Genomic DNA, 24,179 nt, shown 5'->3' on the forward strand with positions numbered 1-24,179 from the left:
ATGCTGGACATCGCCGAGGAACTGAACCGGTGGGCCGAGGAGGGACGCGACTTCGCCGTGGCCACCGTGGTGGCGGTCGGCGGCAGCGCCCCGCGCATGCCGGGCGCCGCCCTCGCGGTGGACGCCGACGGCACGGCGGTCGGCTCGGTCTCCGGCGGCTGTGTGGAGGGCGCGGTGTACGAGCTGTGCCGACAGGCCCTGCGGGACGGCGAGAGCGTCCTCGAGTGCTTCGGCTACAGCGACCAGGACGCCTACGCCGTCGGCCTGACCTGCGGCGGCGTCATCGACGTCCTCGTCACGCCGGTCCGGGCCGCCGACCCGGCCCGCCCGGTGCTCGCGTCCGCGCTCGCCGACGCGGCGCACGGCCGGGCGGCGGCGCTGGCCCGGGTCGTGTCCGGCCCGGCGGACCTCGCCGGCCGCGCCCTGCTGGTCCGCGCCGACGGCACGCACGAGGGCGGCTTCGGCGGGCATCCGGACCTGGACCGCGCCGTGGCCGCCGAGGCGTCGGCGTTCCTCGACGCCGGCCGCACCGGCATCCTGGAGCTCGGCGCGCGGGGCTCGCGCTGCGGTACGCCGCTCACGGTCCTGGTCGAGTCCCGCGTACCCCCGCCCCGCATGATCGTCTTCGGCGCGATCGACTTCGCGTCGGCCCTGGTCCGCGTCGGCAAGTTCCTCGGCCACCACGTCACCGTGTGCGACGCGCGGCCGGTCTTCGCGACCCGGGCCCGCTTCCCGGAGGCCGACGAGATCGTCGTCGACTGGCCGCACCGGTACCTGGAGCGGACGTCCGTGGACGCCCGTACGGTGCTGTGCGTGCTGACCCACGACGCCAAGTTCGACATACCCCTGCTCCGGCTGGCGCTGCGCCTCCCGGTCGCCTACGTCGGCGCGATGGGCTCCCGCCGCACCCACCTCGACCGCGACGCGCGGCTGCGGGAAGCCGGCCTCGCCGACGCGGAACTGCGCCGCCTGCGCTCGCCGATCGGCCTCGACCTGGGCGCCCGCACCCCGGAGGAGACGGCCCTGTCGATCGCCGCGGAGATCGTCGCCACCCAGCGAGGCGGCACCGGCCTGCCCCTCACCGGCACACTCGCCCCCATCCACCACGACCGGCCCCCGGCGGCCGCGAGGCGTGTCGCGTTGTCGGGGCGGGTGTCACGGGCGTCGTAGGAGGCGGTCGGCCGCGCGGCCGAAGACGTAGTGCGACGTGCGTGCGACCACCGGGTCGAGGAGGCCGGGGAGCGGACGGACGTCCAGTTCCTCGTGCCAGCGCACGCGGCTGTGGCCGCCCGGTCCCGGGCCGACCTCCAGTTCGGCCCACCCCGTCACGACCCGGCCCCGCTTCTCCAGCCGGCACAGGCCCGGCGTGTCCGGCGTCGGCGGCCGCCACACCGTGACCTCCATGGGGTCGTCGAAGGCGAGCGGGCCGATGCCCGAACGGGCCACGAAGACCGTGCCCACGCGGGTCGGCGGCGGAGTCGTCACGATGACACGGGTCAGCGGAACCACCTCGCCGTGGCGAGGCCATTCCGTCAGGCGCCGCCAGGCCTCGTGGGGAGGGAGCGGCGCCGTGCGTTCGAGGAGGAAGGTGGCCACGGCACGATCGTAGGGAATCCGGGCTGCTCGACCGGGTTCCCGCCGCCGGGTCACCGGGTTGCTCGACCGGGTTCCCGCGGCCGGGTCACCGGGTTGTCCGCCGGGTTGTCCGGGGGCACGCGCGGCCCCGCCGGCCCCGCCGGGCGCCCCCCGGGACGGGCCCTTCCCGCGCCCTTTGAACGCCCTGCGCGGGTCCGGCGGCCCGGAAGTCACCCGGAGTGAAAATCGGTGCGGCCTTCACGGCGAGTTGTGTCCACGTGTTTGAGGCGGCTTCTCCCTGGCACCCGGCGCAACTCCAGCCCGCACACGCCGCCCGTGACGGAGCCCGCGCCATGCACATGCTTGGGATCGACGCCCTGTTCCACGACCCGGCCGCCGCCGTGGTGGTGGACGGCCGCGCCGTCGCCGCCACCGAGGAGGAGTGGTTCAGCCGCCGCGAGCACGGCAAGCGCCCCCTGCCCTTCTCCGCCTGGGAACTGCCCGAGCCGTCCGCGCGCTGGTGCCTGCGCCAGGCGGGCCTGCGGCCGGAGGAACCCGACGCCGTCGCCTGCCCCCTCGACCCCGGGGCGGCCCGCCCGGTCCGAGACGTTGGCCTGGACGGCTCCCGGGACACGCTGCGCCTCGAGTACGCCCGCCATGCCCCCGACGAGCGCGGCGAACCGCTGGTGGCGCGGATGCCCGCCGCCTTCGAGGGGCGCACCGGACTGCCGGTCGTGGCCGGCACCGGCCTCGACACCGCCGGCCGGCCCATGGCCGACGACCCGCGTGCCGCCCTGGAGTGCTTCGGCCCGGCGCCCGTGGACCTGCTCGCCGTCGGACCGTACGCGGTGCGCCGGGGGAGGGCGTTCGGATGACCGACTACGCCGTCGTGATCCCCACTCTGGTGCGGGACACCCTCGCCGACTGCTTCGCGGCGCTCGCCGCCGCGACCGGGCCCCGGCCCGAGCAGATCGTCGTCGTCGACGACCGGCCCGGACCCGCGCCCGACCCGGCCGCGCTGGCGCACCCCCTCAGCGTCCTCGGCGACCTGGGGGAGCGCACCGTCGTGCTGCACAGCGGCGGCCGCGGCCCGGCCGCCGCCCGCAACACCGGCCTGCGCGGGGTCACCGCGCCCTGGGTCGCCTTCCTCGACGACGACGTCCAGGTCGGCCCGCACTGGTGCGCCCAGCTCACCGAGGACCTCGCCGAGGCATCTCCGGACACCGCCGGGGTGCAGGGCGTCATCGCCGTACCGCTGCCCGGCGAGCGCCGCCCCACCGAGTGGGAACGGGGCACCGCGGGACTCGCGCAGGCCCGGTGGATCACCGCCGACATGGCCTACCGCACCGACGCGCTGAAGTACGTCGGCGGCTTCGACGAGCGCTTCCGGCTCGCCTTCCGCGAGGACGCCGACCTCGCGCTGCGCGTCCTCGACGCCGGGTGGCGCATCCGGCAGGGCCGCCGCACGACACGCCACCCGGTCCGCCCCGCCTCCCGCTGGGTCTCCCTGCACGCCCAGCGCGGCAACGCCGACGACGCGCTCATGCGCCGTCTGCACGGCCCCGACTGGTGGGAGAGGGCGTACGCCCCGCGCGGCCGGCTGCGCTCCCACCTCGCCGTCACCGCCGCCGGCGCTGCCGCGTGCCTCCTCGCCGCCGCCGGGTACCGGCGGCCGGCCGCGGCCTGCGCGGCCGGCTGGGCCGCCGGCACCGGCGAGTTCGCGTGGGCGCGCATCGCCCCCGGGCCGCGCACCCGTGAGGAGGTCGTCACCGTGCTCGCGACCAGCGCGCTCATCCCGCCCGCGGCCACCTGGTACTGGCTCGGCGGGCTGTGGCGGCACCGCTCCGCCCCGGCCTGGCCGGAGGTGGCGTCGTGACCCAGGAGACCACGGAGACCACTCCCGGTCCCGCCGTCACCCGCGAGGGCCGCGCGCCGTGCGGACCGTCCTGTTCGACCGCGACGGCACCCTCGTCGAGGACGTCCCCTGCAACGCCGACCCGGACCGGGTGCGCCCGGTCGCCGGCGCCCGCGAGGCGCTCCGCCTGCTGCGCGCCCACGGCATCCGCACCGGAGTCGTCACCAACCAGTCCGGCGTCGCGCGCGGCCTGCTCACCGCCGCCGACGTCCGCCGCGTCAACCGGCGCGTCGACGAACTCCTCGGCCCCTTCGACGTGTTCGCGGTGTGCCCGCACGGCCCCGACGACGGCTGCCACTGCCGCAAACCGGAGCCCGGCATGGTGCTGTGGGCGTGCGGTCGGCTGTGCACCCCGCCCGAGTACTGCGTCGTCGTCGGCGACATCGAGGCCGACGTGCAGGCCGCCCGCCGGGCGGGAGCCCACGGGATCCTGGTGCCGAACGCGCGCACCCGCCCCGAGGAGACGGCCCGCGCCGACCACGTGGCCCCCGACCTGACCACGGCCGTACGGGCGGTGCCGGCCGGGCCGCCGCGCGGGCGCGTGATCGCCGACGAACGCCCGATCGCGAACGCCTTCGACACGAGCCGGAGGACGCGATGAGGGCACTGGTCACCCGACTCGACAGCTTCGGCGACGTGCTGCTCGCCGGCCCCGTCCCCGGCGGCCTGCTGCCGCCCCGCCCGCACGCCTCGTCCCCCGTGCCGGGCGCCGTCGTCGTACACCACCCGGGCGCGGGGGCGCCGTCGCACTGCCGGCCCGTCGAGCGGTGCGCGGCCGTCGCCCGCACGGCGCGCACGGCAGGTCACCGGGGCGTCGTCACCGGGGGGCCGGGCTAGACGAACCGGTGGCCCGGATCGCCGAGTTCGCCGGTCTGCCCGGCGCCCGGCCTGTTCGCCGTCGCGCCCCGCCCTCCGGCGAGCTGTCCGTCCTGGCCGCCGACGCCCGCGCCGTGGTCAGTACCGCAACGCCGCACGAGTGCCCGCGACGGGCTCCGTGGCGCGTGAGACCGGACCGGGAAGGATCCGCGCGTCCGGGGGAGGGGGAGGGGGAGGGGGAGCCGACCGTCGGCGGACCGCTCTGGCGCCCCGTGCGGACCGCCCCGACGTGCGGTCCGACCCCTGCCCCGGCCGCCCCGGCGCCCCGGTGCCCCGGCCGCCCCGGCGCCCCGGTGCCCCGGCCGCCCCGGTGCCCCGGCCGGGACGACCGGGTCCGCGTCCCGGGACCGTCCGCCCGGGGGCAGGGACCATAGGCCCCTGACCCACCACACAGCCGTACCAGGACAGTTGCTGGCGAGCGGACCGCACGCCGGGGCCCGGCCCCGCCCGATGACGCCGGCACGACCGCGAAACCGTGACGACCGCGAGAACCGTGAGAACCGCGAGAGCAAGGACGGACACGATGGCCCAGTCGTCGACGATGGAGAACGGCAGCCCGGCTCCGGGCGCGCAGGTGCCCGGCCGGGCGTGGCTGATGCTGGCCCTGGCCACTGTCGGATTCGCCGTGAACTTCTGGGCGTGGGCGCTGCTCAGCCCGCTCGGACCCCGCTTCAAGGACAGCCTCGACCTGTCGTCGTTCGAGCAGTCGCTGCTGGTGGCGGTGCCGGTCGTGGTCGGCTCGCTGGGCCGCATCCCGGTGGGCGCGCTGACCGACCGGTTCGGCGGACGGGTGATGTTCCCGCTGGTGTCGGCCGCCACCGTCGTCCCGGTGCTGTACCTGGGCCTGGCCGGGCACTCCTCGCTCGCCGCCCTCCTGATCGGCGGGTTCTTCCTCGGCATCGGCGGCACCGCCTTCGCCGTCGGCGTGCCCTTCGTCAGCGCCTGGTTCCCGCCCGAGCGGCGCGGCCTGGCCATCGGCGTCTTCGGGATGGGCATGGGCGGCACCGCGATCAGCGCGCTGACCACGGTCAAGCTGGTGGACGGGCCCGGCATGGCCGCCCCCTTCGTGATCACCGCGATCGTGCTCACGGCCTACGCGGCACTGGCCGCCCTGGTGATGCGGGACGCCCCGGCGCGCACCGTGCCCACCGAGCCGCTGACCCGCCGCCTGGCCGCCACCCTGCGCCTCGGCATCACCTGGCAGGCGTCCGCCCTGTACGCGGTCGCCTTCGGCGGCTACGTCGCCTTCTCCGTCTACCTGCCCACCTACCTCAAGACCGGCTACGGGCTCTCCCAGGCCGACGCCGCCAACCGGATGGCCGGCTTCGTGCTGCTGGCGGTGGCGATGCGGCCGGTCGGCGGCTGGCTCTCGGACCGCCTCGGCCCCGTCCGGGTCCTCGCCGGCAGCATGGCCGTGGTGCTCACCGCGGCGTTCGTGCAGTCGCTGACGCCCTCGCTCACGCCGGTCGGCACCATCGCCTTCCTGGCGATGGCCGCCGCGCTGGGCGCCGGCAGCGGCGCCGTCTTCGCCCTGGTGGCGCTGCTGGCCCCGGCGAACACGGTCGGCTCGGTCACCGGCGTCGTGGGCGCCGCGGGCGGCCTGGGCGGCTTCGTGCCGCCGCTGGTGATGGGCTCGCTCTACGGCGCCTACGGCTCCTACGCCGTCGGCCTGGTGCTGCTGGGCCTGGTCGCCGCCGCGGCGCTGGCGTTCACCGGCACCGGCGTCCGCCACGCGGTCACCGGCCGCACCCGCCGCGCGCCGGCCTCGCCCGCCACCTCCCACTGACCACACCCGCCCGGAGCCCTCGACGTGCGAGTACTGCGGCTGCCGGTCCCTGGCCGCCATCGACGAACTGACCCGTGAGCACGACGAGGTGGTGCGCCTGATCAGCCACCTGCGCACCGCTCACCGAAACGGCGACACGTCCGCTCTGGCGGCCGTCGCCCGGGACGTCGCCGCCGTGCTCACGGCCCCCGCTCGGCTACCTGACCCGCCCCTACATCGTCTGCCGCAGCCGCGACACCCGCCTCGGCAGCCGACCGCCCCGCCGCGGCTGGGAACGCGTGGGCCGACGCGCACCCCGCGCTCCGCATCCCGCGACGCGACGCGGCAGTCAGGATGCGTTCAGGTACCCCGTGGCACGGTGGGGCCTCATGACCTACGAGACATCAGAGTCCGCCACGCCTTCGGCGGCCGGTGCCGGGGCGCTGTCCTGCGGACGTCGGCAGCGCTGGAACAAGGTACCCGAAGTCACCGTCTACTTCTGGATCATCAAGGTGCTGTGCACGACGGTCGGTGAGACGGCGGCCGACCTGCTGAACGAGAAGGCGGGTCTCGGACTGACCGGGGTGTCGGTGCTGATGAGCGCCCTGCTGGCAGTCGTCCTGGTCGTGCAGTTCCGCACCGGCGCCTACCGCGCGGGCGTGTACTGGCTCGCCGTCGCCCTGATCAGTGTCGTCGGCACGCTGATCAGCGACAACCTCACCGACAACATGGGCGTACCGCTGGAGACCAGCACCACCGTCTTCGCGGTCTTGCTCGCGATCGTCTTCGTGGTCTGGTACCGGCGTGAGCGGACCCTGTCCATCCACCACATCGACACCACCAGCCGCGAGTCCTACTACTGGCTCGCCGTCCTGTTCACCTTCGCCCTCGGCACAGCGGCCGGCGACCTGGTCTCCGAGCGCATGGACCTCGGCTACCGGCTCTCGGCGGTCCTGTTCGGCCTGGCCATCGCCGCCGTCGCCCTCGCGCACCTCAGGCTCGGGCTGGACGCGGTGTGGAGCTTCTGGATCGCCTACGTCCTCACCCGCCCGCTGGGCGCCTCCGTGGGCGACTACCTCTCCCAGCCCACCGGCGACGGCGGCCTCGGCCTGGGCACCGTCATCACCAGCGCCCTGTTCCTCATCGTCATCCTCGGCCTGGTCGTTCACCTGACGGTGACCCGGAAGGACGTGGCGGAGCCGCAGCGCACCGCCCGGCGCGAGGTCTGAGCGGGCGCACGGCGGACGTTCAGGATGCGTTCAGGCGGGCGTCGCCAAGATCGGTTCCGGCGGCCGCGCCTCACGGTCGCCGCACATCACAGGGCACGCGCCCCCGTCGTGGGGCGTGCCCTGCCGTTCGATCACATGGGAGCCCCCCACCTTGCAGAAATCGGGCATTCTCACCGACCTCGACGTCGCGAGCACGACCAAATCGGTCATGAAGAAACTCCCGGAGGTGACACTGGCGTTCTGGATCATGAAGATCGCGGCCACCACTCTCGGTGAGACGGCCGGCGACCTCTTCGCGCAGACACTCAAGCTCGGCTACTTCCTCACCACGATCACCCTGTTCGCGATCTTCGTGGTGACCCTGGTCGTCCAGCTCAGGTCCAGTCGCTACCACCCGTTCTCCTACTGGACCGTGATCCTGTCGACCAGCATGGCCGGCACCACGATGTCCGACTTCATGAACCGCGACGCCAGCGCCAAGTACCTCTCGGGCGGCGCTACTTCGCTCGGCTGGGGGCCACAGGGCCTCGGCCTCGGCTACCCCGCCGGCGCCGCGATCCTCATCTCGGTCCTGCTGGTCATCTTCGCCGTCTGGAAGGCGACGGGGATGACGTTCCAGATCCGCGACATCGTCACCTTCCGGGGCGAGGCGCTGTTCTGGTCGGCGATCCTGGTCTCCAACACCCTCGGTACCTCCATGGGCGACTTCCTCTCCGACAGTTCCGGACTCGGTTACGCCGGTGGTGCGCTGCTCGTGACGGGGGTGCTGGCCGTCCTCGTCGCCCTGATGAAGGTGCCGGCGGTGCCGAACGTGCTGCTGTTCTGGATCGCTTTCGTCCTGACCCGTCCGCTGGGAGCCACCGCGGGCGACTTCCTCACCAAGCCGGTCGCCAAGGGCGGTCTGAACCTCGGCACGGCGGGCTCGTCGGCGGTGCTGCTGGCCGTCCTGCTCGGTCTGATGGCCTACGCGCAGGTCCAGGAACGCCGGACCATCGCCCCGCAGCCGACGGAGCTGGTCACCCGGCAGAGCGACTGACCGCCGGTCAACCGGTCGGCAGGTCGACCAGGAAGCGCGCGCCGGGGGTGTGCCCGGGATCGTGTGACACCTCGCCGCCAACGGCGCGGGCAAGGCGCCGCGCGAGCGGTAGTCCGAGGCCCGCGCCGTCGTGCCCGTCGTCGTGGTCGGCACGGCGGCCGGGCTGAAAGAGGTCGTCGACGAAGGCGTCCGGTACGCCGGGACCGTCGTCGGTGACATCGATCCGCACGCTTCCCGGCAGCTGCCGCGCGGACACGGTGACTGCGGACCGGGCGTAGCGGAGGGCGTTGGCCAGCAGTGGGCTGAGGACGCGTTCGAGCAGCGCGGGGGCGATCCCGGCTGCCAGCCGCGGGTCCGTCACGTCGACGACGGTCTCCACCCCTTCCGGCGTGTCGAGGTTCTCGACCAGGTGCCGCAGGACGGGGACGACGGCCGTGGTGCCGGGTACCGCGGAGGCGTTCCGTGCGCTGTCCCGGACGTCGTCGAGCAGCGTGTCGCAGATGGTGCGCATGGACTGGGCGGCCTCGGCGATCACCTCGTGGGTGTTCCGGGTCTCGGCGGCGGAGCGGGGACGGGCGCGCCACCAGTCGAGCTCGACGATGATCCGGGTGAGCGGGGTGCGCAGTTCGTGGGACAGCTCGCCGGTCAGCTGCCGCTCGTGGCGCAGCACCGTGCGGATACGGTCCAGCAGGGCGTCCAGCGAGAGTCCGAGGCGGGCGAGTTCGGCCGGATGGTGCTCGACTCCGAAGCGTTCGCCGGAGCCGACCGCGCTCCACTGGGTGGCCTGGTCGGTCATGGTGGCGACCGGGCGCAGCGCCCGGCCGACGGCCAGGCGGGTGAGTGCGTAGGTGCAGGCGAGCATGACGGCGTCCAGGATCAGGGAACCCAGCAGCAGGGTGTCGGCCGAACTCCGGTACGGCCGCAGGTCCAGGGCGGCGACCACGGTGGCGTCGTGATGGCCGCCGACGAGGTCCGCGCACAGGCGTACGGCGTGCGGGCTTGCGCCGTCGACGGTCGAGCAGGCTCGCTCGTGCTGTGCGACGAGTCGGCCGGCGGCCCGCGTCAGGTGGCTCCCGGCCGTGGTGGACGGGGGCTTCTCCAGCAGGTGTGTCCCGGTGTAGATCCACACGTCGGCGTCCAGGAGGCCGTCGTTGGCGGTCTCCAGGACCCGCACCCGGGGACCGCCGGTGTCGACGGTGGTGGCCACGGCGGCCGCCCGGTCGCGCAGTTCGTCGTCCGCCTGGTGCTGCAGGTGCCGGGCCATCACCGTGTTGAAGGCCACGGTCAGGACGGTCATCAGGAGCGCGGCCGTGGTCAGTGCCACCAGAGAGAGCCGGCCGCGCAGGGTGCGGGGAGCCAGGCGGCGCAGGAGACGGTTCATGCCAGCCGGTGTCCGATCCCGCGCGCCGTCATGATGCCCAGGCTGCTGCCGGCCTCGCGCAGCTTGCGGCGCAGCCGGCTCAGGTACTGGTCGAGGGTGTTGTCGCTGACCTGTGCGCCGTCCGGCCAGGCGGCCCTGACCAGGTCGCGCCGGCGCACGATGCCGCCCCCCGCGGCCACGAGCGTGGCCAGCAGCCGGAACTCCGTCGGCGACAGGTCGACGTGGACGTCGCCGACGCCCGCACTGTGCCGGGTCGCGTCGAGGAGCAGATCCCCGACGGTGGCCACGGCCGGTGGCCCGGCGCGTTTGAGCGCGGCCCGCAGCCGGGCGACGAGTTCGGCGAGGTGGAACGGCTTGGGCAGGTAGTCGTCGGCTCCGGCCGAGAACCCGGACAGCCGGTCGGTGAGGTGGTGGCGGGCCGTCAGGAAGATGATCGGGGCGGCGAACCCGTTGGCCCGCAGCGCCTGGCAGACGTCCCGCCCGTCGGCGTCGGGCAGCCCCACGTCCAGCACGGCCGCGGCGATGGCGTCGGTGGCCAGCCTCAGGGCGGTGGCGCCGTCCGCGGCGAGCACGGGCTCGAAGTCCTCGTCCGACAGGCCGCGGCGCAGCACATCACGCAGGGCGTGATCGTCCTCGACGACCAGGATCTTGTGGTGCATGGTCCTCCGTCGGATCTTCCGGCGTACGGGTCGTGGCGGGTACGAGCGGTGCGGGCAGCCACCGGGCCATCGTGTACAGGCACACTCCGAGCCATCCGGCGGCGAACAGCCAGCCCCCGATGACGTCGGTGAACCAGTGCACGCCGAGACAGACGCGGGACAGGCCCACCAGCACGCCCCAGCATCCGATGACGACCCGGAGCACGGTCGCGCCGTGCGGAGCGCGCAGCGAGACCGCGACGATCAGCAGTCCCGCGCTGAGGGCCGCCGTGGTGGTGTGCCCCGAGGGGAACGCCCAGCCGCTCGCCGCCGCCGCCCAGTCGGCGTGCGGCGGACGCGGCCGTCGGACGAGTGCCATCACCCCGTAACGCATGGCCTGCCCGGCTCCCAGGCAGGCCAGGCTCAGCACGGCGGCCCACATCCGTTGCCGCGCCGTTCGTCCTGCGACCGTGCCGGCCAGCGCCGCGAGAACATACGGGACGACGCCGCTGCCGGTGTCGGTCACTCCTCGGGCCAGAGCCGTCGCCACGTCCGGGCGATGGCCGAGCGACCAGGCGAGCAGAGCGTCGTCCGCCCAGAGGGGACTGCCGTGCTGCCCGATCACCACCCAGGCGAGAATGCCGAATGCCGTGCAGGCGCCGAGACCGGCGGTGCCCGCCAGGTCGGCGGCGTCGCGCCGGTTCATGAGGCGCTCACCAGCGGACGCAGGCGGCCGGAGGCGATCCACCGGCCCACGGACCGCGAGCACCGCCCCAGCGCGGTCATCGACAGCAGCGCGACGAGCCCGCCGGCCAGCATTCCGGCCACCACGTCATGCGGATAGTGCACGCCGACCCACACCCGGGAGACCGCCATCGCCACGGCGGCGACGGCCGCGACCGCCCCCAGCCGGCGCGAGACGAAGAACAGGGCCACGGCGGCGGCCGCCGCGATCGCCGCGTGGTTGCTGGGGAAGGACCAGTCCCCGGGCGCCGGACACGCTTCCAGGGTCTTCACGCGCAGGCTCCGGCACGGCCGGTCCTCGCGCACCGCCAGCTTCACCACGGCGTCCACGCCGGACGCCACGACCACGACCACCGGCACCGCCAGCGCCGTCACCGCCGCCGCGCCCCCGGCGCGCCGCGCGTACCACCAGCCGAGGCCGGCGAGGACGGCGAACACCGCCAGCCCGTACGCCGACCAGAACGACACCGCCCCGTCCAGCCAGCCGGGCGCATGCCGGGCCGCCCGCACCACGTCCAGATAGGCGGAGCCGTCGACCGACGACCCGTCGAAGGCAGCCGGCTGCGACGATGGGTGGATGGGGGCGGACATCGTCGCGGCTCCTTCGGTCCGGCGGCGGGCGCCTCACGGCAGCGCCCGACCAGTGACTACAATTCTGTAGACGGTCTACTGAACTGTAGACGACAGCGGGGTGAGGATGGTTCCCATGACAGACCCGAAGGACGAACGCCGCCCGGCCGGCGAGCTCGAAGCCGCCGTCATGGCCGCCCTGTGGGCTGCCGGTGCGCCGCTCACCCCGGTGCAGGTCCAGACCGGACTCGCCTCCGGCCTCGCCCGGACGACGGTGGCGACGATCCTGTCCCGCCTCTATGACAAGGGCGCCGTCGACCGCGAGCGACAAGGGCGCGGCTACGCCTACGTCCCGGTGCAGGACGCCCCCGGGCTGACCGCCCAGCGCATGCACACCGAACTCGACCGGGACGCCGACCGCGAGGCAGTACTCGCCCGGTTCGTCGCCCGGCTCAGCCCGGACGACGAGGAGTTGCTGCGCCAGCTGCTGGAGGCCGACGAGCAGTGATCGCCCTCCTCCTGGCTCCGCTGCTGCTGCCCTTCGCGTTGCCGGCACTGGCCCGGCGCGCCCTTGCGCGCCTCACTCCGGCCACCGCCCTGTGGGCGCTGACCGCCTGTGCCCTGGTGTGCTCCGGTGCCTGCGTGGCCGCACTCGGCGCCCTCGTACTGATCGGACTTCTCAAGCTCTCCGTCTTCGCGGCACTCGGCAGCCTCATCCACCCCCTGCGCACCCCCTCCGACCTGTTGGTCCTCCCGGCCGCCGCGCTCGCCACCGGCGCGCTCACCCTCGGTGCCTGGACCCTCGCACGTTCGGCCGTGCGTCAGGCCCGGGCCTTCCACGCCGCTCACGCGGAAGCCGACCGCCGTCCCACCGCCGGTGACCTGTGCGTCGTCGACTCGCCGCACCCGGACGCGTACGCCCTGCCCGGCAGGCCCCACCGGATCGTCGTCACCACCGCGATGCTGCGCAGCCTCGGCCCCGCCGAACGAGAAGCCCTCTTCGCCCACGAGCGGGCCCACAACAGGAACGGCCACCACTATTTCCTGGCAGCCGCCGAACTCGCCGCCCACTGCCACCCCGCGCTCCACGCCACACGTGCCACCATCCGGCTTGCCGCGGAACGCGCCGCCGACGAGAGCGCCGCTGCCGCCGTCGGTGACCGCCGCCTGCTGGCGCGGGCCATCGCCCGTGCCGCCCTCGCCGGAGACGCTCGACACCTCACCCGCCCGGACTTCGCCCCTGCCGCGACCACGGGCCCCGTTCCCCAGCGGGTCGCCGCCCTTCTCGCGCCCGGCGACGGCCGCTCGAACACCACACGGTGGATCGCCCTGCTCCTCACCGTCTGCGCGCTCCTGCCCGCGGCGGCCGCAACCACCGGTGTGGTCGCCTTCCACCACGAGGTCGAGGTCGCCCAGGGCGAGGAGAACCGCTGACCTGCCGAGCCGGCTCCGGCGCGTCGCCCGGACACCGCCGGTCACGGCGCCGTCCGTGGGTATCGGCGGGGGATGCTCCCCAGCGCTCCGAGACCGCTCAGAGCCAGCCCCGCCGTTTGAAGACGACGTACAGGCTGACGCAGACCGCGGCCATCAGGGCGACCGAGAGGGGGTAGCCGAACGACCAGTGCAGCTCCGGCATGTGCCGGAAGTTCATGCCGTACACCGTGCCGACCAGCGTCGGGGCGAACAGGATCGCCGCCCAGGCGGAGATCTTCTTGATCTCCTCGTTCTGCTCGAAGCCCGCCTCCGCCAGCGCCCGCATCTCCGCGTTCTGCTGCTGGGTGACCAGCGTCGCGTTGACCGTGAGGATGTCGGCGAGGGCCTGGCGGAAGGAGTCGACGCGTTCGCTGATGTGGGTGACGTGGTCGGCGACGTCCCGCAGGTAGCGCTGCAGCTCCTCGTCGGTGCCGTACTTGGAGAAGCCGGCGATCAGGCCGTGCAGCATGCCGACCAGGGGGCGGGTGGCGCGCTGGAACTCGACCATCTCGCGGGAGAGTTCGTAGATGCGGCGGGAGACCTCGGGGGCGCCGCCGAAGACTTCCGTCTCGATCTCGTCGATGTCGTTCTGGACGCCCTCCACGACCGGTGCGTAGCCGTCGACCACCGCGTCGAGGATCGCGTACAGCACCGCCTCGGGGCCCAGCCTGAGCAGCTCCGGCGTCTCCTCCATGCGGCGGCGGACCGCGGACAGGCCCGGGGCCGCGCCGTGGCGGACGGTGATCAGGAAGTCCGGCCCGACGAACACGTGCAGCTCGCCGAAGTCCACCTCCTCCGGCGCGTCCAGGTAGCGGGCGGCGCGCAGCACGACGAACAGGGTGTCGCCGTAGCGCTCCAGCTTCGGACGCTGGTGGGCCTCCATCGCGTCCTCGACCGCCAGCGGGTGCAGGCCGAACTCGGCTGCCAGGGAGAGCAGTTCGTCCTCCGTCGGGCGGGCCAGGCCGATCCACGCCATGCCGGACGGCTGCGTGCGCAGCTCCCGGTAGGTGTCGGCCAGGGTGGCGGGGGAGGACACCCGCACCCCGTCGCGGTACACCGCCGCCCGCACCACACCGGCCGGCCCGGCCGACTCGGGGGAGACCGCGGCGGGCGGTACGGCGGGGGGCCGCGCCGAGGGCGGCGGCGCTGGGGCGGCGGTCCGGCGCCAGGCGGGCTTCCTGGGGTGCTTCGCGGGCGGGCGGGCGCGTCGCTCGGACATGGCGGCTGCCTCCCGGTCGGCCGACTGCTGTGATCGTCGAGCAGGATATACGGGGCATACGGCCACACCCTCATGCGCGGTCATCGCGGACGGAAGCTGTCCGCAAGGAGCCTGGCGTGCGGGGCATGACGAAGACGACGGCCCCGACGGCGCCCGTGCCCGGCACCCGCGCCCTCAACCGCGCGACCCTCGCCCGCCGGCTGCTGCTGCGCCGCCCGCCGATGTCCGCCGCGGCCGCCGTCGAGCGCCTGGTCGGCCTGCAGGCCCAGAACGAGCAGCCGCCGTACTACGCCCTCGCCGCCCGCCTCGACGAACGGATGCTCGCGGCCCCGCACCTTCCGGCAGCTCGTACGACATCCGCTTCGGGACCGTGCTGCCGTAGACCCGGCGGACCGCCCCGGAACCTTGGACAGGGGGCGTTGCGGGCTGCTCGTGGAAGCTCGCAACGCCCCCTGGTTCTTTACCTGAGGGTTGCTCAGGAAGTCTTCCGGGTCACGCGCCGGCCTGCGCGGTCACCAGGCCGGCGCGGGCGGTCAGCCGGGGGTGGACACCCGGGTGACCGGCCTCCGCGCGGTCCCGCCCGGAGAAGTGATCCCTGCCAGGACGCCCCTGACGAGCAGGGGACCGCCGCTGTCGCCCTGGCAGGTGCCGAAGCCGCCGGTGATGTGTCCGGCGCAGATGGTGTGGGGCCGGACGAGGTCCGGACCGCAGGAGTCCGCACGGCCGGAGTCGGTCCAGTTCTGCCTGACTCGGGTGAGCCCGAACATCCGTCTCCTCGGTGGGGGTGGCCGGTGGGGGCGCGGGTGTGGGGCGGGACCGACCCCGTGTGCCCGGGCGAGCGGCACGCCCTCACGCTAGGACCCGGCGCGCCGGGCACCCAATGAGGGAACCCCCTAGTGGGGTCGGGCAGGGAAAACCCTCGGTGGGCCCCCGGCGGACCTCTGGCGTGATCGCGTGATCCTCAGGAGAACCGGGCGGACCTCACTTGGTGCGGCGCCCCGCCGCCAGCCGGACGATGTCCACCCGGGAGCGGATCCCCAGCTTGCGGTACACCCGCGTGAGGGTCGCCTCGACCGTCTTGACGCTGATGAACAGGCGCGCGGCGATCTCCCGGTTGGTCGCCCCCTCCATGACGAGCGCGGCGACCTGACGCTCCATCGAGGCGAGCCCTTCCAGCCCCTCCGACGCGGCGACGGGGGCGGCCGGTTCCACCGGGTTCGCCACGGCCGCCGCCTCCACCTGACGCACCCACGGCAGCGCACGGCAGCGCCGGAACAGCCGGGCCGCCTCGTCGTACGACGTCGGGCCGGGCGCGGCGGCCACCGCCGCGCGCACCGCGCCGGGAGCCCGGGGCGAGGTGCGCAGCGCGGCCAGCGCGAACGCGGCCCGCGCCTCCTCCAGGCCGTAGCCCAGCTTGGCGAGCCGGTCCTGAGCCGACGTCAGCTGGGTGAGGGCGGCCTCGTACTCCCCGCGCGCTGCCCGCACCAGTGCCTCGGCCCGGTCCAGGACGCCCAGCACGCTCTCCCGGCCGAGCCGCAGCGCGTGCGCGCGCGCCTCGTCGAGGAGCCCCTGCGCCTCGTCGAGCGCGCCGATGCGCACCAGGGCCTCGGCGAGGTCGCCGTGCCAGCGGCCGCGCGCCGGGTCGGTGATGCCGAGGCTGTGCTCCAGCTCCCGCACCCGGCGCAGCGACCGGGCCGCGCCCGCGGCGTCCCCGGCGACCAGCTGGGCGTGGCCGAGGGCGGCCAGGCCCCGCGACACGTACATCTGGTCGCCGACCTCCTCGGCCTGGTCCGCCGCTTCCCGGCCCAGGGCCAGCGCCCGCTCCACGTCCCCGCCCGCGGCCTCCGCGAGGGAGGTGAGCACGGCGGAGGGGATCTCGCCGATGCCGGAGTCCCGCGCCAGCCGCATGCTCTCCCGGGCCAGGTCCAGGGCGCGGCCGCAGTGCCCGGAGCGCAGTTCGGTGTCGGCCAGCAGGCGCACGAAGTGCACCTCGCTCTCGACCATGCCGCGCCGCCGCACCTCGCGCAGCAGCGCCGTGACGGTCGCCCGGGCCTCGGGCAGCTGGTCACTCATGATCAGCCAGCGGTAGCGGGTGGCGCCCGCGCCGTTGTGGTGGCACGCCACCTGCGGGTCCTGCGGCTCCTGCAGCGCCCGCTTGATGGTCGCCGGCGCGTCCGGGTGGCCCATCAGCGTCTCGGTCTGCGCCTGGAACGCCAGGGCGAGCAGTTCGGTGCGCCGGTCGCCGGCCCGGGCCGCGAGCTGCGCCGCGTGCGCGGCCTCCTCCCGGCCGGTGGCGAAGTCGCCCTCCACGACGAGGCCCCGCCAGGCCAGCTGGTAGTGGACCTGGGCGAGCAGCCGCGGGTCGTCGCCCGCGTCGGCCAGCACCTGCGGGTAGACGGTGTCGACCTCGCCGAGGGCCTGCCCGGCCGACTCGATCACCACCATCCAGGCCCGTACCCGGTCCGCGGGCGCGGTGGCCCGGGTCAGCACCTCGCGGGCGATGTCCCGGGCGAGGTCCACCTCGCCGGCGGTGATCGCGTCCTCCGCGGCCTGCAGCCGGCGCTGGTCCGGGCCCGGGTCGCCGTCGGGCGGGGTGTGCCGGGCGGCGAGCAGCCCGAGCGACGCGGCGACCGACGGCGCCCCGCGGTCCCGGGCCAGGGCGGCGGCCTCGGCGAGGCGGGCGGCCGCCTCCGGGTCGGTGCCGGTGGTGGCGAGGGCGAGGTGGCGGGCCCGCTCGATCGGGTCGGAGGCCGCGGTGGACAGGGCGGCGTGCGCGGCGCGCCGCTCGTGCGCGGGCGCCTCCGCGTACAGCGCGGCCGAGATCAGCGGATGCGCGAACCGTACGGCGGGCCCCTCCGGCTCGGTCGCCAGCAGGCCGAGCGCGGCGGCCTGCGCGGTCTCGGCCTCGGCGTTCTCCCGGCCGGCGGCGTGCAGCAGGGCAAGCGTGGGGCGGGCACCGGCGCTGGCCACCAGCAGGGTGCGGCGGGCCTCGTCGGAGAGCATCTCCAGCCGGTTCAGCACCAGCGTGCGCAGCGAGGTGGGCACCGGGAGCGGCTCGCCCGGCCTGACCGGGTGGGAGCTCTCGGCCAGGGCGCGGCCCAGTTCGAGGGCGAACAGGGGGTTGCCGCCGCTGGTGCGGTGGATGTCGCGGACCGTGGAGCGGGGCAGGCCCGGGTAGCCGCGGTGGTCCAGGAGCGCGGACACCTGGGCCCGGGACAGCGGGCCCAGGCGGACGGCGAGGGTGTCCGGCGGAGACGCGCGTAGATGGCGGTCGTACTCCTGGCCCTCGGTGCGCACCGCGCACAGCAGTTGCACCGGGGTGTCGCCCAGGCGGCGGGCGGCGAAGCCGAGCAGCTCCGCGCTGGCGGAGTCCAGCCACTGCAGGTCGTCGGCGACGACGAGGACGGGGCCCTCGGCGGCGAGGGCGCGCAGCGCGGACAGCACGGCGAGACGCAGCGCGAGCCCGTCGCGCTGGAGGGCGGACTCCTCGCCCCGGCCGGTGAGCGCCGACTCCAGGGCGGTGCGCTGGGCGGCGGGCAGCCGGTCGGACACCTCGTCCACGACCAGGCCGAGGAGGTCGGCGAGGGCGAGGAAGGGCAGATGGGATTCGGACTCGGTGGCCGAGCAGCGCAACACGGTGCGGGCCGACGAGGCGTATTCCGCGGCCAATGCCCGCAGAACGGTCGACTTTCCAATTCCGGCGGGGCCGTGCAGCAGCACGCTGCCGCCGGAGGCGAGCTGCTCACGCGCCGCGGCGAACAGCCCCTCCCGGCCGATGACCAGGTCGGGGCGGCATCTGGCAGGCTCCTTGAAGTCCCGTCGCACGGTCACCGCTCCCTCCGTGTGTCGTGTCCGGGCCAAATTCTAGGCAACGTCTCATTGAAATCCGGACGCCCGACGAGGTGAGAGATATGACAATCGTCTGGCGTAAGGAAAAAGCAAAGTGCCGCCGAATGCACACCGACCCCTGGCGGGGCCCCCACTGGGCCCCCAACGGGGCCCCTGAGGAACCCCGGCGGGGCCGCGCCGGCCGCCCTGCGGCGCGGACCGCGAACCCCCCTCCGCCACGGGCCCGGACACCGATCCGCCTACCCCACCCGGCTCCGCCGAACCGCCGGAGCACAGCCACAACGCCCCGCGCGGCGGCGCCCCGCGCGGCCACGGCCCGCCGCGCGCCGGGGGCGGGTCCTGGGTGGCGTGCCGTGGTCGCCGCGTTGCGGGGGCGGGTTCGCGTGGCGGGTTGCGGGGGCCGGGTGGGGGCGGGGGTTCGCCGTGCGGCGGGGGCGGTTACCCCGGCGTCCCGCGCCGCCGAGCCACGGTCGGCGGGTTCGCGTGACGGGTTGCGGGGGCCGGGTGGGGTGGGGTTCGCCGTGTGGCGGGGAGGGCCCTGGGTGGCGCCCTGTGGTCGCCGGGCTGCAGTGGGGGTCCGTGGGTGTGGGGCCGGCGTTCCGCCGGGCGCGGGGGCACAGGGTGTGCCGAGCAGCGTCTCCAGGCGTCGCCCGCGACTGGCCGGTTCGCTCGCGGCGTCGGGGCGGTGACGCCCTGCGCAGGTCACGGGGAGGCAGAGGTGGCGCCCCGCAGGCGGGGCCGCGCGGCGGGCCCGTGCCATGCCGCGTGCGGGCGGCGCTGCGGAGCGCCGGGGTCCGGGGTGCAGGGCGGCGGCGGGCTGCGTGGCGGTGGTCCCGTGTGGTGCCGGGGTTCGGGGCGGGACGCCTCCGCGCGGCGCCGCACGGCAGGAGACGCGGGGTCTGGCACGCCCATCTGCGGCGGGTGCCTCCGCGCGGCGCCGCATGGCGGGCCCGTGCCATGCCGCGTGCGGGCGGCGTGGGCGGTGCCGGGGTTCGGGGTGCAGTGCGGCGGGGCTCCGTGGCGGCGGTCCCCTGCGGAGCCAGGGGTCGGAGCGAGGGTGCCCCCATGAGGAGTCGTGCGGCAGGGCGCGCCGTGCCGTGTCCGGGCGCGGGCCGGGGTGCAGTGCGGCGGGGCTCCCGGGCGGCGGCGCCCCGGGGCGCCGGGGTGCGGTGCGGCAGGTTCACGGCCGCGGTACCGCGGTGCCGGGGTGCGGGGCGGAGGTGCCCCGGCGCGGGGCCGCGCGGCGGGCCGCGCCGTGCCGTGTCCGGGCGTGGGCTGGGGTGCAGTGCGGTGGGAGCTCCGGGGCGCGGTTCCCTGTCGGTGCCGGTGCCGGGTTCGTGGCCGCGGTGTGTCGCGGTGCCGGGGGTGCAGGTGGGGGTGCCCCCGTGCGGGGCTGCGTGGCTGGCCCGTGGCGTGCCGCGTGCGGGTGTGGGCCGGGGTGCAGTGCGGTGGGGGGCCCGGGCGGCGGCGCCCCGGGGTGTGGGGTGGCGGGCGGCGCCCTGGGGCGCCGGGGCGGGTGGCGTCCCAGTGGCGGCGGTCAGGGGAGCAGGCCTGCGCGGCGGGCCGCGGAGACCGCTTCGCCGCGGGTGTGGGCGCCGAGCTTGCGCATCGCCGAGCGCAGGTAGCTCTTGACCGTCTCCGGACGCAGCCCGAGCCGGTCCGCCGCCGCCGCGTTCGTCGCGCCGTCCGCCAGGCAGGCGAGGACGTCGAGTTCGCGGGGCGCCAGGCTCGCTCCCCGCGGCTGCGGCCCCGGCGTCAGCAGGGCGCACGCGGCGAGCAGCTCCGCCCGCAGCGCCTGGTCGGCGATCCGCGGCGCCAGCGAACGCAGCGCGGCGTGCGCCTCCCGCACCTGCTCCCAGGCGGAGCCCCGCGCGGGGTCGCGGGCCGCCGCCACCGTCACCAGGTCCCGCGCCTCGTCCCGCAGCACCAGCGCCTGCTCGACGTCCCGCGCCGCCTCCATGGCCGCGCCCAGCGCCCGGTCGCCGAGCGGCTGGGCCGTGCGCAGGGCGCCGTAGAGCACCCCGCGCACCCGGCGCCGTACCACCACCGGCACCGCCAGCACCGAGCGCAGGCCTTCCGCGGCGACCGGGACGTCGTACTCGTGGCTGATCTGCCGGGAGGAGGAGTAGTCCGTCACCGCGCACGGACGGCCCAGCGCGACCGCCTTGCCGCCCAGGCCGTTGCCCGAGGTCACCGCGAGCGCGCTCAGCGCGGGCGTCACGTTGCCGCTCAGCTCGCTGATGCGCACCTGTTGCCGCCCGCCGTCGACGAGGCCGCCGAAGGCGACCGGGATGCCGGTCGTGCGCCGCAGCCGCACCAGCGCGTTGCGTATCTCCACGACCCCGGCCGTTTCTGCTGCCACCTGCTCGCCCTCTCCTCCGCGGCGCACACCCCCGTACGGGGGTAGTGAGACCTGCATCACGGATTACACGATGACAGAGAGCCGCCCGGCAATGGTCCGGTAACGAAGGAGCACAGATGACGACGCCGACGGAGGTGTTCCGCAGGGCGCGGGACTTCCTGCTGGAACACCGTGAGGACTACGAGCGAGCGTACGAGGGTTTCACCTGGCCTCGCCCCGAGCGCTTCAACTGGGCGCTCGACTGGTTCGACGTCATCGCCGACGGCAACGACCGGACCGCCCTGCACATCGTCGAGGAGGACGGCACGGAGGTCCGGCTGTCCTTCGCCGAGATGTCCGACCGCTCCGACCGGGTGGCCAACTGGCTGCGGGAGCGGGGTGTGCGCGCCGAGGACCGCGTCCTGGTCATGCTCGGCAACCAGGCCGAGCTGTGGGAGACCGCCCTGGCCGCGATGAAGCTGCGGGCGGTCGTCATCCCGGCCACCCCGCTGCTCGGCCCCGCCGACCTGCGCGACCGCGTCGAGCGCGGACGGGTCGGGCACGTGCTCGTACGGTCCGGGGACACCGGCAAGTTCGACGAGGTGCCCGGCGGCTACACCCGCATCGCGGTCGGCGGCGCGCCCGAGGGCTGGCAGGCGTACGAGGACGCGTACGCCGCCTCCGCCGACTTCGCGCCGGACGGGCCGACCCTGCCCGACGACCCGCTGATGCTGTACTTCACCTCGGGCACCACCGCCCGCCCCAAGCTGGTCGAGCACACCCACACCTCGTACCCGATCGGGCACCTGGCCACCATGTACTGGATCGGCCTGAAGCCCGGCGACGTGCACCTGAACATCTCCTCACCCGGCTGGGCCAAGCACGCCTGGTCGAACCTGTTCGCCCCGTGGAACGCCGAGGCGACCGTCTTCATCCACAACTACACGCGCTTCGACGCCGCCCGCCTGATGGCCGAGATGGACCGGGCCGGCGTCACCACCTTCTGCGCCCCGCCGACCGTGTGGCGCATGCTCATCCAGGCCGACCTGACCCAGCTGCGCACCAAGCCGCGCGAGGCGGTGGCCGCCGGCGAGCCGCTCAACCCCGAGGTCATCGAGCAGGTCCGCCGGGCCTGGGGCGTCACCATCCGGGACGGCTTCGGGCAGACCGAGACCGCCGTGCAGGTCGCCAACAGCCCCGGCCAGCCGCTGAAGACCGGCTCCATGGGCCGGCCCAGCCCCGGCTACCGCGTCGTACTCCTCGACCCGGTCACCGGCGCGCCCGGCGCCACCGAGGGCGAGATCTCCCTCGACCTGTCCGCCCGCCCGGTCGGCCTGATGACCGGCTACCACGGCGACCCGGAGCGCACGGCGGAGGCGATGGCCGGCGGCTACTACCGCACCGGCGACGTCGCCTCCCGGGACGCGGACGGCTACCTCACCTACATCGGGCGCTCCGACGACGTCTTCAAGGCCTCCGACTACAAGATCAGCCCCTTCGAGCTGGAGAGCGCGCTGCTGGAGCACGAGGCGGTCGCCGAGGCGGCCGTCGTGCCCGCGCCGGACGAGCTGCGCCTGGCGGTGCCCAAGGCGTACGTCGTCCTCGCCGACGGCTGGGAGCCCGGCCCCGACACGGCCAAGGTGCTCTTCGAGCACTCCCGTGGGGCGCTGGCCCCGTACAAGCGCATCCGCCGTCTGGAGTTCGCCCCCCTGCCCAAGACCGTGTCCGGCAAGATCCGCCGGATCGAACTGCGCGAGGCGACGGCCGCGGGCTCGGCCGACGAGTACCGCGAGGAGGACTTCCGGTGACCGGACCGACGAACACGCAAGTCCCGGACAGCGCCCGACTCTCGTACGCGCACGGTACCGGCGAGGTCCCGCTGCTCGGCGACACCATCGGCGCCAACCTCGACCGGGCGCTCGCCGCGTTCCCCGACCGCGAGGCCCTGGTCGACGTACCCTCCGGACGGCGCTGGACCTACGCCGAGTTCGGCGAAGCGGTCGACGGCGTGGCGCGCGGCCTGCTCGCGCACGGCGTCGCCAAGGGCGACCGGGTCGGCATCTGGGCGATCAACTGCCCGGAGTGGGTGCTGGTCCAGTACGCCACCGCCCGCATCGGCGCCATCATGGTCAACATCAACCCGGCGTACCGCGCGCACGAGTTGGAGTACGTGCTGAACCAGGCGGGGATCTCGGTGCTGATCTCCTCGCTCGCGCACAAGAGCAGCGACTACCGGGCCCTGGTGGACCAGGTGCGCGGCAGATGCGCCGAGTTGCGCGAGACGGTGTACATCGGCGACCCGTCCTGGGACGCGCTGGTCGCGGCGGGCGCGTCGGTGCCGCGGGAGCGAGTGGCCGAGCTGGGCGCCGAGCTGAGCTGCGACGACCCGGTCAACATCCAGTACACCTCGGGCACGACCGGCTTCCCGAAGGGCGCCACCCTCTCCCACCACAACATCCTCAACAACGGCTTCTGGGTGGGCCGTACGATCGGCTACAGCGAGCAGGACCGGGTCTGCCTGCCCGTGCCGTTCTACCACTGCTTCGGCATGGTGATGGGAAACCTGGCGGCCACCTCCCACGGCGCCTGCATGGTCATCCCGGCCCCGTCCTTCGACCCGAAGGCCACCCTGGAGGCCGTCCAGCGGGAGCGCTGCACCTCGTTGTACGGCGTCCCCACCATGTTCATCGCCGAGCTGAACCTGCCCGACTTCGCCTCCTACGACCTCTCCTCGCTGCGCACCGGCATCATGGCGGGCTCGCCCTGCCCGGTGGAGGTCATGAAGCGGGTGGTGGCCGAGATGCACATGGAGGAGGTCTCCATCTGCTACGGGATGACCGAGACCTCCCCGGTCTCCCTGCAGACGCGGATGGACGACGACCTGGAGCACCGCACCGGGACCGTCGGCCGCGTCCTGCCCTACCTCGAGGTGAAGATCGTCGACCCGGTGACCGGCGTGACGCAGCCGCGCGGCACCGCGGGCGAGCTGTGCACCCGCGGCTACAGCGTGATGCTCGGCTACTGGAACGAGCCCGAGAAGACGGCCGAGGCCATCGACCCCGCCCGCTTCATGCACACCGGCGACCTCGCCGTGATGCGCGAGGACGGCTACGTCGAGATCGTCGGCCGCATCAAGGACATGATCATCAGGGGTGGCGAGAACGTCTACCCGCGCGAGATCGAGGAGTTCCTCTACGGCCACCCGAAGGTCGCGGACGTCCAGGTCGTCGGCGTCCCGCACGAGCGGTACGGCGAGGAGGTCCTGGCCTGCGTCATCCCGCGCGACGCGGGCGACCCGCCCACCCTGGAGGACGTCCGGGCGTTCTGCGACGGACAGCTCGCGCACTACAAGATCCCGAGCAGGCTGCGGATCCTGGACGCCTTCCCGATGACGGTGTCCGGCAAGGTCCGCAAGGTGGAACTGCGCGAGCAGGCGGCCCGCGAGGCGTGACGGCGAGGGCCGCCGGGTGGCGCGACGGCGGGGGCGACCGGGGGCGGTGCGCGGACGCGCTGCCCCGCGGCCCGGCGTTCTGCGAATGTGCTGTCCTTCGGGGACGCGTACGTGCTG

At 74.8% G+C, this 24,179-nt stretch carries 20 protein-coding genes and 4 pseudogenes; 15 read left to right on the forward strand and 9 right to left on the reverse strand.

The window, feature by feature from the left end:
• Positions 1 to 1,170, forward strand: a complete 1,170-nt coding sequence (locus AB0G63_RS02010) for an XdhC/CoxI family protein (protein ID WP_360742708.1) — start codon at positions 1 to 3, stop codon at positions 1,168 to 1,170.
• On the opposite strand, the gene AB0G63_RS02015 is transcribed toward AB0G63_RS02010, so the two are convergent.
• Entirely contained in the window at positions 1,156 to 1,596 is a 441-nt protein-coding gene (locus AB0G63_RS02015) for an SRPBCC family protein (protein ID WP_360742711.1), read from the reverse strand. The two genes, AB0G63_RS02010 and AB0G63_RS02015, sit on opposite strands and share 15 nt — an antisense overlap.
• A gap of 332 nt (positions 1,597 to 1,928) precedes the next feature.
• On the opposite strand from AB0G63_RS02015, the pseudogene AB0G63_RS02020 reads away from it, so the two are divergent.
• The 9 genes and pseudogenes from AB0G63_RS02020 to AB0G63_RS02060 form a co-directional block, all read left to right on the forward strand.
• Positions 1,929 to 2,240: pseudogene (locus tag AB0G63_RS02020) on the forward strand (carbamoyltransferase N-terminal domain-containing protein); the annotation flags it as partial.
• Positions 2,241 to 2,270: 30 nt separating this feature from the next.
• On the forward strand, positions 2,271 to 2,450 hold the full coding sequence (locus AB0G63_RS02025) for a carbamoyltransferase C-terminal domain-containing protein (RefSeq protein WP_360743163.1): 180 nt from the start codon (positions 2,271 to 2,273) through the stop codon (positions 2,448 to 2,450).
• Positions 2,447 to 3,451, forward strand: coding sequence for a glycosyltransferase (locus AB0G63_RS02030; protein ID WP_360742714.1), 1,005 nt, complete (start codon positions 2,447 to 2,449; stop codon positions 3,449 to 3,451). Before AB0G63_RS02025 ends, AB0G63_RS02030 begins: the two co-directional genes overlap by 4 nt.
• A 58-nt stretch (positions 3,452 to 3,509) precedes the next feature.
• Positions 3,510 to 4,091, forward strand: coding sequence for an HAD family hydrolase (locus AB0G63_RS02035; protein WP_360742717.1), 582 nt, complete (start codon positions 3,510 to 3,512; stop codon positions 4,089 to 4,091).
• Entirely contained in the window at positions 4,088 to 4,327 is a 240-nt protein-coding gene (locus tag AB0G63_RS02040; RefSeq protein ID WP_360742720.1) for a hypothetical protein, read from the forward strand. Before AB0G63_RS02035 ends, AB0G63_RS02040 begins: the two co-directional genes overlap by 4 nt.
• 562 nt (positions 4,328 to 4,889) lie before the next feature.
• Positions 4,890 to 6,152: an MFS transporter gene (locus tag AB0G63_RS02045; protein WP_360742722.1), complete on the forward strand. Its 1,263-nt coding sequence runs from the start codon at positions 4,890 to 4,892 to the stop codon at positions 6,150 to 6,152.
• Between the two features lie 188 nt (positions 6,153 to 6,340).
• Positions 6,341 to 6,436: pseudogene (locus tag AB0G63_RS02050) on the forward strand (respiratory nitrate reductase subunit gamma); the annotation flags it as partial.
• Between the two features lie 84 nt (positions 6,437 to 6,520).
• On the forward strand, positions 6,521 to 7,360 hold the full coding sequence (locus tag AB0G63_RS02055; protein WP_360742725.1) for a hypothetical protein: 840 nt from the start codon (positions 6,521 to 6,523) through the stop codon (positions 7,358 to 7,360).
• Between the two features lie 208 nt (positions 7,361 to 7,568).
• Entirely contained in the window at positions 7,569 to 8,396 is an 828-nt protein-coding gene (locus tag AB0G63_RS02060) for a hypothetical protein (protein WP_360742728.1), read from the forward strand.
• A gap of 7 nt (positions 8,397 to 8,403) precedes the next feature.
• On the opposite strand, the gene AB0G63_RS02065 is transcribed toward AB0G63_RS02060, so the two are convergent.
• The 4 genes from AB0G63_RS02065 to AB0G63_RS02080 are packed head-to-tail and all read right to left on the reverse strand — an operon-like array spanning position 8,404 to position 11,750.
• Positions 8,404 to 9,777 carry a HAMP domain-containing sensor histidine kinase gene (locus tag AB0G63_RS02065; RefSeq protein WP_360742731.1) on the reverse strand — a complete coding sequence of 458 codons (1,374 nt, stop codon included), beginning with the start codon at positions 9,775 to 9,777 and terminating at the stop codon, positions 8,404 to 8,406.
• A complete protein-coding gene (locus AB0G63_RS02070) occupies positions 9,774 to 10,436 on the reverse strand; it encodes a response regulator transcription factor (RefSeq protein ID WP_360742733.1) in 663 nt (220 codons plus the stop codon). The genes AB0G63_RS02065 and AB0G63_RS02070 overlap by 4 nt, the downstream gene beginning before the upstream one ends.
• Complete coding sequence (locus AB0G63_RS02075; RefSeq protein ID WP_360742736.1) at positions 10,390 to 11,121, reverse strand: phosphatase PAP2 family protein; 732 nt, start codon at positions 11,119 to 11,121, stop codon at positions 10,390 to 10,392. Before AB0G63_RS02075 ends, AB0G63_RS02070 begins: the two co-directional genes overlap by 47 nt.
• Entirely contained in the window at positions 11,118 to 11,750 is a 633-nt protein-coding gene (locus AB0G63_RS02080; protein WP_360742739.1) for a phosphatase PAP2 family protein, read from the reverse strand. Before AB0G63_RS02080 ends, AB0G63_RS02075 begins: the two co-directional genes overlap by 4 nt.
• Positions 11,751 to 11,865: 115 nt before the next feature.
• Here AB0G63_RS02080 and AB0G63_RS02085 point away from each other — a divergent pair, with 115 nt between their 5' ends.
• Both AB0G63_RS02085 and AB0G63_RS02090 read left to right on the forward strand, forming a co-directional pair.
• Positions 11,866 to 12,237, forward strand: coding sequence for a BlaI/MecI/CopY family transcriptional regulator (locus AB0G63_RS02085; RefSeq protein WP_360742742.1), 372 nt, complete (start codon positions 11,866 to 11,868; stop codon positions 12,235 to 12,237).
• Positions 12,234 to 13,163, forward strand: coding sequence for a M48 family metalloprotease (locus AB0G63_RS02090; protein ID WP_360742744.1), 930 nt, complete (start codon positions 12,234 to 12,236; stop codon positions 13,161 to 13,163). Before AB0G63_RS02085 ends, AB0G63_RS02090 begins: the two co-directional genes overlap by 4 nt.
• 97 nt (positions 13,164 to 13,260) lie before the next feature.
• Here AB0G63_RS02090 and AB0G63_RS02095 read toward each other — a convergent pair whose 3' ends face one another.
• Entirely contained in the window at positions 13,261 to 14,421 is a 1,161-nt protein-coding gene (locus AB0G63_RS02095; RefSeq protein ID WP_360742747.1) for a magnesium and cobalt transport protein CorA, read from the reverse strand.
• A 125-nt stretch (positions 14,422 to 14,546) separates the two neighbouring features.
• Between AB0G63_RS02095 and AB0G63_RS02100 the strand changes: the two are divergent.
• Positions 14,547 to 14,732, forward strand: a pseudogene (locus tag AB0G63_RS02100) (winged helix DNA-binding domain-containing protein); the annotation flags it as partial.
• A 181-nt stretch (positions 14,733 to 14,913) separates the two neighbouring features.
• Here the strand turns inward: AB0G63_RS02100 and AB0G63_RS02105 are convergent.
• From AB0G63_RS02105 to AB0G63_RS02115, 3 genes and pseudogenes are all read right to left on the reverse strand, one after another.
• Positions 14,914 to 15,101 (reverse strand): annotated as a pseudogene (locus AB0G63_RS02105) (trypsin-like serine protease); the annotation flags it as partial.
• 301 nt (positions 15,102 to 15,402) lie between these two features.
• A complete protein-coding gene (locus AB0G63_RS02110; RefSeq protein WP_360742750.1) occupies positions 15,403 to 18,252 on the reverse strand; it encodes a LuxR family transcriptional regulator in 2,850 nt (949 codons plus the stop codon).
• 1,555 nt (positions 18,253 to 19,807) lie between these two features.
• Positions 19,808 to 20,632 (reverse strand): LuxR C-terminal-related transcriptional regulator, encoded by an 825-nt coding sequence (locus AB0G63_RS02115; protein WP_360742753.1) that lies wholly within the window; start codon positions 20,630 to 20,632, stop codon positions 19,808 to 19,810.
• A gap of 116 nt (positions 20,633 to 20,748) precedes the next feature.
• Here AB0G63_RS02115 and AB0G63_RS02120 point away from each other — a divergent pair, with 116 nt between their 5' ends.
• Positions 20,749 to 22,419 carry an AMP-binding protein gene (locus tag AB0G63_RS02120; RefSeq protein WP_360742756.1) on the forward strand — a complete coding sequence of 557 codons (1,671 nt, stop codon included), beginning with the start codon at positions 20,749 to 20,751 and terminating at the stop codon, positions 22,417 to 22,419.
• A complete protein-coding gene (locus AB0G63_RS02125; RefSeq protein WP_360742759.1) occupies positions 22,416 to 24,062 on the forward strand; it encodes an AMP-binding protein in 1,647 nt (548 codons plus the stop codon). Before AB0G63_RS02120 ends, AB0G63_RS02125 begins: the two co-directional genes overlap by 4 nt.
• The last annotated feature ends 117 nt before the right edge of the window (positions 24,063 to 24,179 follow it).

It is taken from the genome of Streptomyces sp. NPDC020996 (assembly GCF_040641355.1).
Lineage (GTDB): Bacteria > Actinomycetota > Actinomycetes > Streptomycetales > Streptomycetaceae > Streptomyces.